Annotated in this window: 9 protein-coding genes; 3 read left to right on the top strand and 6 right to left on the bottom strand. The window is 68.0% G+C overall.

All coding sequences use genetic code 11. The features are described from left to right. Positions 1-77 precede the first annotated feature (77 nt). Both NRF20_RS11230 and NRF20_RS11225 read right to left on the bottom strand, forming a co-directional pair. On the bottom strand, positions 78-695 hold the full coding sequence (locus NRF20_RS11230) for a hypothetical protein (RefSeq protein ID WP_413752512.1): 618 nt from the start codon (positions 693-695) through the stop codon (positions 78-80). Between the two features lie 630 nt (positions 696-1,325). Next, positions 1,326-2,078 (bottom strand): TnsA-like heteromeric transposase endonuclease subunit, encoded by a 753-nt coding sequence (locus NRF20_RS11225; RefSeq protein WP_413752511.1) that lies wholly within the window; start codon positions 2,076-2,078, stop codon positions 1,326-1,328. Positions 2,079-2,395: 317 nt separating this feature from the next. On the opposite strand from NRF20_RS11225, the gene acnA reads away from it, so the two are divergent. Beyond that, the gene (acnA, locus tag NRF20_RS11220) at positions 2,396-5,110 is read left to right on the top strand and encodes an aconitate hydratase AcnA (protein ID WP_413752510.1); all 2,715 of its coding nucleotides are present in this window, start codon (positions 2,396-2,398) and stop codon (positions 5,108-5,110) included. Positions 5,111-5,197: 87 nt separating this feature from the next. Here the strand turns inward: acnA and NRF20_RS11215 are convergent, their stop codons facing one another. Together NRF20_RS11215 and NRF20_RS11210 are read right to left on the bottom strand one after the other, a co-directional pair. Further along, positions 5,198-5,395 (bottom strand): DUF397 domain-containing protein, encoded by a 198-nt coding sequence (locus NRF20_RS11215; protein WP_398629797.1) that lies wholly within the window; start codon positions 5,393-5,395, stop codon positions 5,198-5,200. Next, entirely contained in the window at positions 5,379-6,224 is an 846-nt protein-coding gene (locus tag NRF20_RS11210; protein ID WP_413752509.1) for a helix-turn-helix domain-containing protein, read from the bottom strand. The genes NRF20_RS11215 and NRF20_RS11210 overlap by 17 nt, the downstream gene beginning before the upstream one ends. 190 nt (positions 6,225-6,414) lie before the next feature. Between NRF20_RS11210 and NRF20_RS11205 the strand changes: the two genes are divergently transcribed. After that, positions 6,415-7,314, top strand: a complete 900-nt coding sequence (locus NRF20_RS11205) for an aminoglycoside phosphotransferase family protein (protein ID WP_413752508.1) — start codon at positions 6,415-6,417, stop codon at positions 7,312-7,314. Here NRF20_RS11205 and NRF20_RS11200 read toward each other — a convergent pair. Continuing rightward, positions 7,289-7,588: a MerR family DNA-binding transcriptional regulator gene (locus NRF20_RS11200; RefSeq protein WP_398629800.1), complete on the bottom strand. Its 300-nt coding sequence runs from the start codon at positions 7,586-7,588 to the stop codon at positions 7,289-7,291. The two genes, NRF20_RS11205 and NRF20_RS11200, sit on opposite strands and share 26 nt — an antisense overlap. Positions 7,589-7,762: 174 nt before the next feature. On the opposite strand from NRF20_RS11200, the gene NRF20_RS11195 reads away from it, so the two are divergent. Next, positions 7,763-8,425, top strand: a complete 663-nt coding sequence (locus tag NRF20_RS11195) for a histidine phosphatase family protein (RefSeq protein ID WP_398629801.1) — start codon at positions 7,763-7,765, stop codon at positions 8,423-8,425. Positions 8,426-8,592: 167 nt separating this feature from the next. On the opposite strand, the gene NRF20_RS11190 is transcribed toward NRF20_RS11195, so the two are convergent. Further along, positions 8,593-12,438, bottom strand: a complete 3,846-nt coding sequence (locus NRF20_RS11190) for a GH92 family glycosyl hydrolase (RefSeq protein ID WP_413752507.1) — start codon at positions 12,436-12,438, stop codon at positions 8,593-8,595. Between the last annotated feature and the right edge of the window lie 168 nt (positions 12,439-12,606).

The following is a 12,606-nucleotide window of genomic DNA, read 5'->3' as shown; positions in this document are numbered from 1 at the left end:
CGATGCGTCGGCGGGGACCAAGACGCGTGTCGTCGACGGAGATGAACGCCGGACCGCGCCGTGCGAGGAGCTGCGCATCAGCTCGCTCGAACGCCTCGCCCGCCCGAGGAGCCGTGACCAGCGCTAATCGCCGTGGCGACACGCGCGCACCCCCCCGAAGGCGACCCCATCACTCTCATCTCGGGGTTCACACTATGAAAGTGCACTACCAGGTTGGGGTCCGCACTCTCATTCTGAGCTTCGGCTCTCAATCGGGTGATCTCGTAGGGGAACCAGCGAAGTCGGTATGAGGTGTATGGGGTGAACTCCTCCAGGCTGGTCATGGATCCGATCTCGGGCGGGATGCGGACCAAGTTGCTGCCGTAGAGCACCAGGTGTTTGACCGCTGTCAGCCTGGCGATGCTCGGCGGCAGGGTGATTACCTGCTGCCGCTCTTCCAGGCTCAGCTCGGTGAGGGGGCGGAACTCTTCGCGCCCGTCGGCGGCGGCCTCATCGACCAGCTCCAGCAGGTGTTGCCAGCCCGGGGCAGAGGTGTCCTGCCGTTCGGTGTGGAATCCGACGCGGGCTCGCGGGTGCGGCCTGGACTGGTCGAAGCACGAGCACGCGTCCTGGCGGGGCCCCCGCCGCTCCGGGGCTGGATCTGATGTGTCGCCCCAGCGGTTCACGTAGAGCTTCGGTTCTTCCGTGTCCGTCATGGCACCAAGATACGGAGGTTGCTGAGGGCCGCTTCAGTGACTATGCGCGCGCGAGAGACTCAGGGGCGAACGCTTGCGTGGGGAAGCTGGCGCTGCTGATGGGGAATTGCGTGACGTTCCACATGCGGACGGGACCGGAAGTAGACGTTGATGGAGGAGTAGGACACTGAGGCGTCGTGGTCGTCCATCAGCCGGTTCCAGATCTCTCGGAGATCGAGGCGTTGGGCGAGCTGGCGTCAATCAGGGTTCGTGTTGAGTCGTTGATCGCGGGGGCGGGCCGTCTGGCTGGCTGCCCCGTCCTGGGACCTTTCCTGGACCTGTAGGTGCTCGGCGCCGGCATTTCCAGGATGGTGCGGATGGTCTGGGAGGGCAGTTGGTGGCGTCTGGACAGGTCACGGATGGTCGCGGTCCCGGACTGGGCAGTCTCGCGGATGCGGAGGGCCAGGTCCGGGCGGTCGGCCAAGGGGACGGTGCTGGGGCAGCGGACGTTCGGCTTGTTGCGTCGTCGTGGCGATGCGACGTCGGCCAGGGCCCGTTCGAGCGAGCGTCTGGGGCGGCCGGAGGCTGCTGCGAGGCGGGAGAGACTGTCCGCGATCCTGCCCGTCGGAGGCACTCGTCGCACTTTCCCCGTCACCGTCCACCTCCGTCCGCCAGGCGCACGATGGTGGACGGCCCCAGCAACTCGACCGCCAGTCCCTCGGCGGCCACTTCCTGGAGCCAGAGGAGATGGAACAAGCCAGGCAGCGTCTCAAGCCGGTCGCCGGCGGCATCGGCTCCGATCATCAGCGGGACCGGGGCCGAGAGAGCTGCCCGGAGCCGGTTCACGACCGGTCCGTGCAGGCACCGCGGGTGCCGGTAGCGCGACAGCCACCGAACATTCGCCAGAAGCACCGCATCCGGCACCCCGACCCGCTCGAAGCCCCATCCTGCCTGGCCGCAGGCCAGGCGGGTGACCTCGAACGCTTCCGCGTCCTTCGGCTCGATCCGTTCATCGGCGCGGACATCGACGGCCACCGCCGAGCCGTCCGTGCGGCGTACGAAGTAGTCCGGAGCGTGCCGACGCTCCCGCTCGCCGTCGTGCCAGTGCAGCCAGAAGGGTTGCGAGGCGATTCCCACCACCTCGGGATCGAAGTCCATCAGCAGAAGCCGGTCCCGCTCCAGCCACGATTCGAAACCGACGTGCTGCCCGGTCGTTGCCGCCCAGTACCAGCCGGAGAAGTGACGCTCACCGCGCGCCCAGCGAAACGGCCGTACGGCGGCCACGTCCTCGAACCGGGCCGTCACACAGTCCAGCAGCGGACGCCGCCGACGCTCGCGTACAGCATCCACGTACGACAGCTCGACGTACGGCTCTGCAAGATTTACCCCGACCGGTACGGCCATCCAGCACCCCCAGCGCGTCACCTCGTACGACTAGGTTCGCTGGCAAGGAAGCCGAAACGACTGGGTTCGCTGCCAAACGCCTCGATTGGATGGCAGCGGTCAGTGCCGCCCGCGCATGACCGTGCGGCGGTGATGTACTAGAGTTATCTCGACATCGAGATATATGCCGAAGGCGCACCGCAGTCCGCCAACCGGTAAGGGTTACCTAACTAAGCCTTACCTTAGCGGATGGTCGAGGGGCCGTAGGCGGCACCACGCGGCGCCCGCCGTAATGAGGCGCGGCGCGGAGTACGCGCACATTGATGAAGGAGACTGTCGTGTCGGCGAACAGCTTCGACGCCCGCAGCACGCTGCGCGTGGGCGACGAGTCGTACGAGATCTTCAAGCTGGACAAGGTCGAGGGCTCCGCGCGCCTCCCTTACAGCCTGAAGGTGCTGCTGGAGAACCTGCTCCGCACCGAGGACGGCGCGAACATCACCGCCGACCACATCCGGGCGCTCGGCGGCTGGGACTCCCAGGCGCAGCCCAGCCAGGAGATCCAGTTCACGCCGGCCCGCGTGATCATGCAGGACTTCACCGGTGTGCCGTGTGTCGTGGACCTCGCCACCATGCGTGAGGCCGTCAAGGAGCTGGGCGGTGACCCGGCCAAGATCAACCCCCTCGCCCCGGCCGAGCTGGTCATCGACCACTCCGTCATCGCCGACAAGTTCGGCACCAACGACGCGTTCGCGCAGAACGTCGAGCTGGAGTACGGCCGCAACAAGGAGCGCTACCAGTTCCTGCGCTGGGGCCAGACCGCCTTCGACGAGTTCAAGGTCGTCCCCCCGGGCACCGGCATCGTCCACCAGGTCAACATCGAGCACCTGGCCCGTACGGTCATGGTCCGGGGTGGCCAGGCGTACCCCGACACCCTCGTCGGCACCGACTCGCACACCACCATGGTCAACGGCCTCGGTGTGCTGGGCTGGGGCGTCGGCGGCATCGAGGCCGAGGCCGCGATGCTCGGCCAGCCGGTCTCCATGCTCATCCCGCGCGTCGTCGGCTTCAAGCTGACCGGCGAGCTGAAGCCCGGCACCACCGCCACCGACCTCGTGCTGACCATCACCGAGATGCTCCGCAAGCACGGTGTCGTCGGCAAGTTCGTCGAGTTCTACGGTGAGGGCGTCGCCGCCACCTCCCTCGCGAACCGCGCCACCATCGGCAACATGTCGCCGGAGTTCGGCTCCACCGCCGCGATCTTCCCGATCGACGACGAGACGCTGAAGTACCTGCGTCTGACCGGCCGTGACGAGCAGCAGGTCGCGCTCGTCGAGGCGTACGCCAAGGAGCAGGGCCTCTGGCTGGACCCGGCCGCCGAGCCGGACTTCTCCGAGAAGCTGGAGCTCGACCTCGCCACGGTCGTTCCCTCCATCGCCGGCCCGAAGCGCCCGCAGGACCGCATCGTCCTCGCCAACGCCAAGGAGCAGTTCGCGCAGGACGTCCGCAACTACGTCTCCGAGGACGAGGAGTCCGGCAAGGAGTCCTTCCCGGCCTCCGACTCGCCGGCCTCCTCCAACGGTGTGCCGTCGCGTCCGACCACGGTCACGGCCCCCGACGGGACGACGTACGAGATCGACCACGGCGCCGTCACCGTCGCCGCGATCACCTCCTGCACCAACACCTCGAACCCGTACGTCATGGTCGCCGCGGCGCTCGTGGCCAAGAAGGCGGTCGAGAAGGGCCTGACCCGCAAGCCGTGGGTCAAGACCACCCTCGCCCCGGGCTCGAAGGTCGTCACCGACTACTTCGACAAGGCGGGCCTGACCCCGTACCTCGACAAGGTCGGCTTCAACCTCGTCGGCTACGGCTGCACCACCTGCATCGGCAACTCCGGCCCGCTGCCGGAGGAGGTCTCCAAGGCGGTCAACGAGCACGACCTGGCCGTGACCTCGGTGCTCTCCGGCAACCGTAACTTCGAGGGCCGGATCAACCCCGACGTCAAGATGAACTACCTGGCGTCCCCGCCGCTGGTCGTCGCGTACGCCATCGCCGGTTCGATGAAGGTCGACATCACCAAGGACGCCCTGGGCATCGACCAGGACGGCAAGCCGGTCTACCTCGCGGACATCTGGCCCTCCGAGGCCGAGGTCAACGACGTCGTCGCCAACTCCATCGGCGAGGACATGTTCAACAAGTCCTACAAGGACGTCTTCGCGGGCGACGCCCAGTGGCAGGCGCTGCCGATCCCGACCGGCAACACCTTCGAGTGGGACGCCGAGTCGACGTACGTCCGTAAGCCCCCGTACTTCGAGGGCATGACGATGGAGACCACCCCGGTCTCCGACATCGCCGGCGCGCGCGTGCTCGCCAAGCTGGGCGACTCGGTCACCACCGACCACATCTCCCCGGCCGGTGCGATCAAGGCCGACACCCCGGCCGGCAAGTACCTGACGGAGCACGGCGTCGAGCGCCGCGACTTCAACTCCTACGGCTCGCGCCGCGGCAACCACGAGGTCATGATTCGCGGCACGTTCGCGAACATCCGTCTGCGCAACCAGATCGCCCCGGGCACCGAGGGTGGCTTCACCCGCGACTTCACCCAGGCCGACGCCCCGGTGTCGTTCATCTACGACGCCTCGCAGAACTACCAGGCCGCCGGCACCCCGCTGGTCATCCTGGCGGGCAAGGAGTACGGCTCCGGTTCGTCCCGCGACTGGGCCGCCAAGGGCACCGCGCTCCTCGGCGTCAAGGCTGTCATCGCCGAGTCGTACGAGCGCATCCACCGCTCGAACCTCATCGGCATGGGCGTCCTCCCGCTCCAGTTCCCGGAGGGCGCGACCGCCGAGGCCCTCGGCCTCACCGGCGAGGAGACCTTCTCCTTCACCGGCGTGACCGAGCTGAACAACGGCACCACGCCGCGCACGGTCAAGGTCTCCACCGACACCGGTGTGGAGTTCGACGCGGTCGTCCGCATCGACACCCCCGGTGAGGCGGACTACTACCGCAACGGCGGCATCATGCAGTACGTGCTCCGCAGCCTGATCCGCAAGTAGGCGCCAGGCAGTCAGCAGAGCCGAAGGGCCGCATCCCGGGTCTCCCGGGGTGCGGCCCTTCGCGTTGTACGACGCCTGCGGTCGTCCCTACCGCTTGATGGTCTGCACGAACGCTGCCCAGCCTGCGGCCCGGAAGGCCAGGACCGGGCTGTCGGCCAGCTTGGTGTCGCGTACGGGGACGAAGCCGGGGACGTTGTCGGCGACCTCGACGCATTCACCGCCGTCGCCGTTGCTGTACGACGACGTACGCCAGTCAGCGGTACTCAGGTCAGGTGTGACGCTCATCGGTCGCGAACTCCTTCGCCGCCGACACGATCCGATCCAGGGACGCCTCCGGCGACAGCGCGGCGGCCCTGGCCAGATCGTATGCGGATCGGTACTGCTCCACCAGCCGTGGTTCTTCGACGAGTTGGCCGCTGTACGCGCTCTCCGTGTACACGACGGACGGAGCCTCGGCGAACTGCATCAGTGTCATGGACGAGTGCAGGAAGGGGTGCGCCCCGGCAGAGAACGGGAGCACCTGGGCGACGACACGAGGGCGGGAAGCGATCTGCTCGGCGAGATGATTGAGCTGCTCAGTCATGACCGCAGGCCCACCAACAGGCAAGAGCAGCGCGGCTTCGTGAAGCACCACCCAAAGCACTGGTGCCGTGGGCGAGTCGAGAAGACTGGTGCGTTCCATGCGCGTCTTGACATGTCCCTCGATGACTTGCGCGTCGGCGAACGGGTGGGCAGCCCGGGTCAGCGCACGTGCATAGGATTCTGTCTGTAGCAGTCCGAGGACCACCATCGACGTGTAGCTTTCGATGGACGAGGCTTGCAGCTGGAGTTCCGCCGCATCCGCGAAGTACCCCGCCACCTTCGACTTCCGCGCCAGCCGGCACAGCCGCTGAAGGTGCTCGCCGCTCCCCAGCAGTTCGTCGAAGGCACGGGACATGTCCTCCTGCGGGCGCCGCTCCGCCATCTCGAACAGCCCGATGTACGTGCCCGAGCAGAAAACCTTGTCGCCCAGCTCGCTCTGGGACATCCCGGCGGCCTCGCGCAGGCGGCGCAACTCGGAGCCGTAGAAGGAGCGGGCGTCGGTGTACGGATCGAGGTCCTTGGGCTGCGGCATACGCCGAAATGTAACGGCGCACGGACGTGCCGGTCCGGGAACCGGGGAACGCGCCACCCGTAGGTGGCTGCCGCCGCCCGGTTGTCGAGGGCCGCCGCGCGGTAAACGAGTTGACGGGCGGCGCGCGCGAGCGTTCGTATGGCCGTCGGCCGCCAACCGTCGGCCGGTGCCCCACTCCTGAAGGGTCCTCATGCACACGGGCAAGATGCATGCCGACGAACCGGACATCGGCGAATCCCTCGTGCACCGGCTGATCGCCTCGCAGTTCCCGGGCTGGGCCGGACTGCCCGTCGAACCGGTCGTCCCCGTGGGCACGTCCAACGCCATGTACCGGCTCGGCGAGGACCTGGTGGTGCGACTGCCCCGTACCGCGGGAGCCGCCGACGACGTGGAGAAGGAGCACCACTGGCTGCCCCGGCTCGCCCCGTCGCTTCCCGCCGCGATCCCCGTACCGCTGGGCAGGGGCGGGCCCGCGGAGGGCTATCCGTGGCACTGGTCGGTCTTCCGATGGCTCGACGGCGCGAACCCGGCGGTCGGGGAGGTCGTCGAACCCGGCCCGCTCGCGGCGGACCTGGCGGACTTCGTCGCCGCGCTGCACCGGATCGACCCCGCCGACGGGCCACCCTCCTTCCGCAGCGAGCCCCTGGCGGCCCGCGACGCCGCGACGCGCGCCGCGATCGCGGAGCTGCACGAGGCCGTGGACACCGGCGCGGCGCTCGCCGTGTGGGAGGCGGCGCTGCGGGCCTCCGCGCCGACAGGTCCGGCCGTCTGGATCCACGCGGATCTGCAACCCGGCAACCTGCTGCTCGTGAACGGACGGCTCAGCGCCGTCATCGACTTCGGCTGCATGGGGCTGGGCGACCCCGCCGTCGACCTGATCGCGGCGTGGTACCTGCTGCCGGCGCACGCGCGCGGCGTCTTCCGTACGGCTCTGCGGGCCGATGACGCGGCCTGGGCACGAGGCCGCGGCTGGGCGCTGTCCACCGCGCTCGGCGAGCTGAGTTACTACCGGGACACGAACCCCGCCATGGCGGCCATCGCACGACACGTCATCCACGAAGTGCTCACGGACGATGAGCGGGCCGCGTGACACCCGCCTGCACGAGGTCACGGCTGACCTTCGTCGGGAGCCCGGCGGCGGCCGGAAGGGTGCGGATCCGGGTGATTGTCGAGAGAGCGTCGGCGGCGTACTGCCGGTGGCCGCCATCGTCGCGGTGCGAGGTGAGGAGGCCGTGGTCCTCGCAACAGCGCAACAGGCGCACACTCACGCCCCTCTCACGGGTGGGGCTGCGTACATCGGCACCACGCTGAGCCCCTGCCAGGCGATCGACAGCAAGCGGTCGAGCCGGGCCGAGGAGCGGCATCGGAGCCCCCCCGGCTGGGACATCTGAAGGAATGTCACGGACCGCGGGGCTGCCGTACCCGGAAACGAGGCATCGTCCGCCCTGTCTCGGGTGCGCGGAATGCGATGGTGGAACAGCGGGTTTGCAGATCTGCGAGCTACGCGGAACGAACGGCACAGAGAGCGGATGACACCCATGGGCGAGCTGATCCTGATCCGGCACGGCGAGACGGAGTGGTCGCGGTCCGGGCAGCACACGAGCCACACCGACCTCCCCCTGACCCCCCTCGGCGAACGTCAGGCACGCGCGCTGGCGCCCCTGCTCGCCGACCGGCAGATCGCACTCACCCTGGTCAGTCCCGCGGTGCGCGCCCGGCGCACCGCGGAGCTCGCCGGACTCGTCGCACCCCGCATCACACCCGAGCTGCGCGAATGGGACTACGGCGGCTACGAAGGGGTGACCACCGAGGAGATCCACCGCACCCGTCCCGAGTGGAACCTCTGGACCGACGGAGTCGCCCCCGGCCCCGAGGCGCACCCCGGAGAAACCCCTGCCGAGGTCGGAGCCCGCGCCGACCGGGTGCTGGCCGAAGTCGCGGAGGCGGCGAGCCGCGACGCGGACGAGGACATCGCGCTCGTCGCCCACTCCCATTTCCTGCGCGTACTGACCGCCCGCTATCTCGGCCTGACCCCGGCCGAGGGCACGCTGTTCCAGCTCGCCACGGGGGCCGTCTCCCGGCTCGGCACCGAGCACGGTCAGCCGGTCATGACGGCGTGGAATGTGACATTGCCCGAGGGCCTGTTCCCCCGGGCTGTTCCGGATTCCCCGAGCGGGAGCGAGGGCGTCGTGCCCAGCTGAGCGGGCACCGGCTGCTGCCTCGTCGTCCTGAGCGCCGTGGCCGACCGCAGCCGCGATGTCGTCCCCGCCCCACCGTCGGAGCGCGCAGGACGGCCGGTAACCCACAGGGGAGGTACCGGCCGTCCGTGTGAAACGCGGGTAGTGCTACAGGCGAGGTGAGCGTCGGATCAGGAGAGCAACTCCAGCTCCGCGAGCGTCCCTTCACCGGCGAACACCAGGCGGTAGTGCGCGTACGAGCCCGGCGTGCTCACCGAGAACACCCTCGTCTGCTTGTCCCAGGCGAACGACTGGGCCGACCGCTTGTCGAGGTTCTTCCATGTCGTGCCGTCCGACGAGCCCTGCAGGACCCACCCGGCCGGGGCCTTGTCCGCCGCGCTCGATGTCAGCGTGTACTGGACCGCGTTCGTGGCCGAGGGCACCGGCAGGTCCACCGAGGTGACCGATGCCGAGGTGGCCGATGTGTTGTCGAACAGGGCACCCTCGCCCTTCAGCACGTCCGCCTTCGGCGATGCCACCTTGTCGTCCGTGGTGATGGAGGTCGGCGCCGCGTCCTTGCCGGTGCCCCACGACGACGGCTCGGCGCCCATGTCGAAGTCCAGCACACCGCCCTTGGCCAGCAGGTCGTGCGGCAGTGAAGTCGAGTTCCACTTCTTGCCGTTGACCTTCAGGCCCTGCACATAGATGTTCTTCGCGCTGTTCTTCGGCGCCCTGACGACCAGGTCGTGGCCGTTGTCCAGGTGGACGGTCGTCTTTGTGAAGAGCGGCGAGCCGATCGCGTACTCGCCACTGCCCATCACCAGCGGGTAGAAGCCGAGCGAGGAGAAGAGGTACCAGGCCGACTGCTCGCCGTTGTCCTCGTCGCCGTGGTAGCCCTGGCCGATCTCGCTGCCCGTGTAGAGACGGCCGAGGACCTCGCGGACCTTCTCCTGGGTCTTCCAGGGCTGCGACGCCGCGTCGTACATGTACGTGACGTGGTGCGCGACCTGGTTGCTGTGGCCGTACATGCCCATCCGCACGTCACGAGCCTCCGTCATCTCGTGGATGACACCGCCGTACGAGCCGACGAACTCCGGGCCCGCTGTCTCGGGAGTGGAGAAGTACGTGTCGAGCTTCTTGGCCAGGCCGTCGCGGCCGCCGTACAGGTTCGCCAGGCCCTTGCTGTCCTGCGGGGCCGTGAAGGCGTAGCCCCAGCCGTTCGTCTCCGTGTAGTCGTAGCCCCAGACCCGCGGGTCGTACTGGTTGGACGGGAGCCGCCAGTCGCCCTTGGCGTCCTTGCCCTGGAAGAAGCCGGCCTTGCTGTCGAAGAGGTCGACGTAGTTGCGGGCGCGGTTCAGGAAGTACTCGGACTCCTCCTTGTACCGCTCCTTCTTCGTCTTCTTGTAGAGCGCTCGGCCCATCTGCGCGATGCCGTAGTCGTTGAGGTAGCCCTCCAGCGACCAGGACAGGCCCTCGTGCGTGGAGGTGTTCGCGTAGCCGACGAACGGGGACGTCTGCATGCCCTTGCGGCCGACGCCCGAGGACGGCGGGACCACGGTGGCGTTCTTCAGGGCCGCGTCGTACGCCGCCTCGGCGTCGAACTTCACGCCCTTGACGTAGGCGTCCGCGAACGCGACGTCCGAGGAGGTGCCGGTCATCAGATCGGAGTAGCCGGGGGACGACCAGCGGGAGATCCAGCCGCCGTCCTTGTACTGCTGGACGAAGCCGTCCACCATCTCGCCGGCCTTGCCCGGTGTGAGGAGGGAGTAGGCGGGCCACGTCGTCCGGTAGGTGTCCCAGAAGCCGTTGTTGACGTACACCTTGCCGTCGACGATCTTCGCGCCCGTGTGGGTCGGGGTGTCGGAGCCGACCTGCGGTGAGAAGGGGCTGGCGTACTTGTCCTTGCCGCCGACCTTCTCGAAGCCCGAGTTCGGGTACAGATACAGGCGGTACAGGCTGGAGTACAGCGTGGTCAACTGGTCGGCCGTCGCGCCCTCGACCTCCACCTTGCCCAGGATGTCGTCCCAGGCCCGCTGCGCCCGGTCCTCCACCCGGCCGAAGGAACGGGAGGCGGGGATCTCGGCGGCGAGGTTCTGCTTCGCCTGGTCGATGCTGATCAGTGAGGTCGCCAGTCGCAGGTTGACCGTGCGGTCCTTGCCCGCGTCGAAGCGGAGGTAGCCGGTGACATCGTCGCCACCGCCGCCGGACAGCTTACCGCTCGCGGTGACCGGCGCGTCGAAGACGCCGTAGACGAAGAGGCGGGTGGCTCCGGTCGAGCCGCCGCTCTTCACATCGGAGAAGCCGGTGAAGGAACTGCTCTTCGGGTCGAGGGTGAGCCCGCCGTCGTTGGAGACGTTGTCGAAGACGATGCTCGCGTCGTCACCGGGGTAGGTGAACCGCATCCGGGCGGCGTGGTCGGTCGGTGCCATCTCGGCCTTGAGACCGTTGTCGAATGTCACACCGTAGTAGTGCGGCTTCGCCGTCTCGTTCTCGTGGTGGAACGGCAGCGCACGCGCCGTCCGGGAGGCGTCCGGGGTGCCGGAGACCGCCGACGGCATCAGCTGGAAGGTCTGCCGGTCGCCCATCCAGGGACTCGGCTCATGGCTGGCGCTGAAGGCCTGGAGGGTGGGCAGGTTGTCGTCGTTGTTGCCACGCGCGTAGTCGTACAGCCAGCTGGTCGATCCGGCGTTGGTGACCGGCGTCCAGAAGTTGAAGCCGTTCGGGACCGCGGTGGCGGGGAAGTTGTTGCCGCGCGAGAAACCACCGCTGGAGTTGGTGCCACGGACCGTCGACGCGTAGTCGGAGAGGTGCGAGCGGCGCTTCTCGGGTGCCTTCGGGGCGATCTTGATGTCGTCGATCCAGCCCTGGAACTTCGCCGGGCCCTTGGGGGAGTCGTACGCCACCAGAATCCGGTCGACGGTCTTGCCCGCCGCGACCGAGCCGATCGTCGAGTCGACCTTGTTCCACTGGTTGACGTACAGCCGCTTGGCATCGGCCTGGCCCTGCGGGGTCAGCAGGCCGCCGTTGCTGTCGGTGGCCCGCAGATCGCTCAGATACGTGCCGTCCGTGAACGCCAGGTCCACCGAGACATGCGTCGCCGGGTAGGAGAGGTCCGTCTCGCCCATCTGGGGGTAGATCAGATAGGAGAGTGAGGTGTCACGGGTGACAGCCGTGTTCACATCGAAGATCTTGTTGTACGAGTAGGCCCGGCCGTCCGCCTTGTGCGTACCGGCGTACCGCAGGGCCTTCTTGCCCGTGAAGCCGGCGCCCGCCTTGGCGGTGGGGGAGCCGGACGGGCCGCGGTCGGTCTGGCTGCGCATCTCGTCGGGCGCCGGGACCGAGGTGTCGCCGTCGGAGAACTGGACGTCGGCGAGCTGGGTGGCGTCCAAGGCGCCGTTGTTCTTCGTGATCTGCAGCCGGTAGTGCTGGTATGCCGTGTGAGATGTGAAATCGTACGACTTCGTCTGGAACCGCTCGGTGAACGTCTGGCCGGTCCGGGAGTCGAGGTCCTTCCAGTCCTTGCCGTCGGCGGAGCCCTGCAGGGTCCAGTCCTTCGGATCGCGCTCGTCGTGGTCATTGGCCGAAGTCAGCGCGTATGTCACGACCTTGACCGGTTCGTCGAGATCGAACTCGATCCAGCCGGTGGGTTCGAAGGCCAGCCACTTGGTGCCGGACTCCCCGTCGATCAGATTCTCCTTCACCTCCCCGCCGCCGGTGTTCTCGTCACTGGCGCGGACATCTGTCACCTTGTCTGTGACATTGCCCGGTATTCCTGCGGAGAAGCCGCCATCGACACCCGATGACCGCTTCTTTCCATCAGGGCCTTCTTCTACGGTGTTGCGCCAGTCCGGCTGCTTTTCGTCCGATTCGAAGGACGAACCGAATGTCCGTTCCCCCAAGGGGCTTTGGCCCTTTTCGCCTGTCGCGGCCGACTGAGCGGCGGCCGCGGTGGGGGCTGTCACGACCAGAACCAGTGAAGCCGCGATCAGCGCGGCCGTACGGCTTTGTCTCTTGCGAGAACCATGTCGGGGCTGCATGCCGAGCCATTCCTCCCGAGGAAGTGCGCTTGGACAACGTTGTCATGGAGATGCGCAAGGTCCAGTAGGGAGCCAAGTGCCGGGATGTGTCAAGGGTGTTGGGCGTGAATCGCCAGCCGAATCGACCGTAATGCGGAAATCGTTACACCCGGACCGGGGCGCACGGGG

Origin of the sequence: Streptomyces sp. R-74717, assembly GCF_047305335.1 — a bacterium.
Taxonomy (GTDB): domain Bacteria; phylum Actinomycetota; class Actinomycetes; order Streptomycetales; family Streptomycetaceae; genus Streptomyces; species Streptomyces atratus.
The sequence above is the reverse complement of the archived record's forward strand: the minus strand, read 5'-3'. Positions and strand labels throughout refer to the sequence as shown.

What these genes read in the sequence shown, in the direction of transcription:
- NRF20_RS11210 (WP_413752509.1), bottom strand. Translation starts at nt 6,224, where the DNA reads ATGCCGCAGCCCAAGGACCTCGATCCGTACACCGACGCCCGCTCCTTC.
- NRF20_RS11205 (WP_413752508.1), top strand. Translation starts at nt 6,415, where the DNA reads ATGCACACGGGCAAGATGCATGCCGACGAACCGGACATCGGCGAATCC.
- NRF20_RS11190 (WP_413752507.1), bottom strand. Translation starts at nt 12,438, where the DNA reads ATGCAGCCCCGACATGGTTCTCGCAAGAGACAAAGCCGTACGGCCGCG.
- NRF20_RS11225 (WP_413752511.1), bottom strand. Translation starts at nt 2,078, where the DNA reads ATGGCCGTACCGGTCGGGGTAAATCTTGCAGAGCCGTACGTCGAGCTG.
- NRF20_RS11230 (WP_413752512.1), bottom strand. Translation starts at nt 695, where the DNA reads ATGACGGACACGGAAGAACCGAAGCTCTACGTGAACCGCTGGGGCGAC.
- NRF20_RS11200 (WP_398629800.1), bottom strand. Translation starts at nt 7,588, where the DNA reads ATGCCGCTCCTCGGCCCGGCTCGACCGCTTGCTGTCGATCGCCTGGCA.
- NRF20_RS11215 (WP_398629797.1), bottom strand. Translation starts at nt 5,395, where the DNA reads ATGAGCGTCACACCTGACCTGAGTACCGCTGACTGGCGTACGTCGTCG.
- NRF20_RS11195 (WP_398629801.1), top strand. Translation starts at nt 7,763, where the DNA reads ATGGGCGAGCTGATCCTGATCCGGCACGGCGAGACGGAGTGGTCGCGG.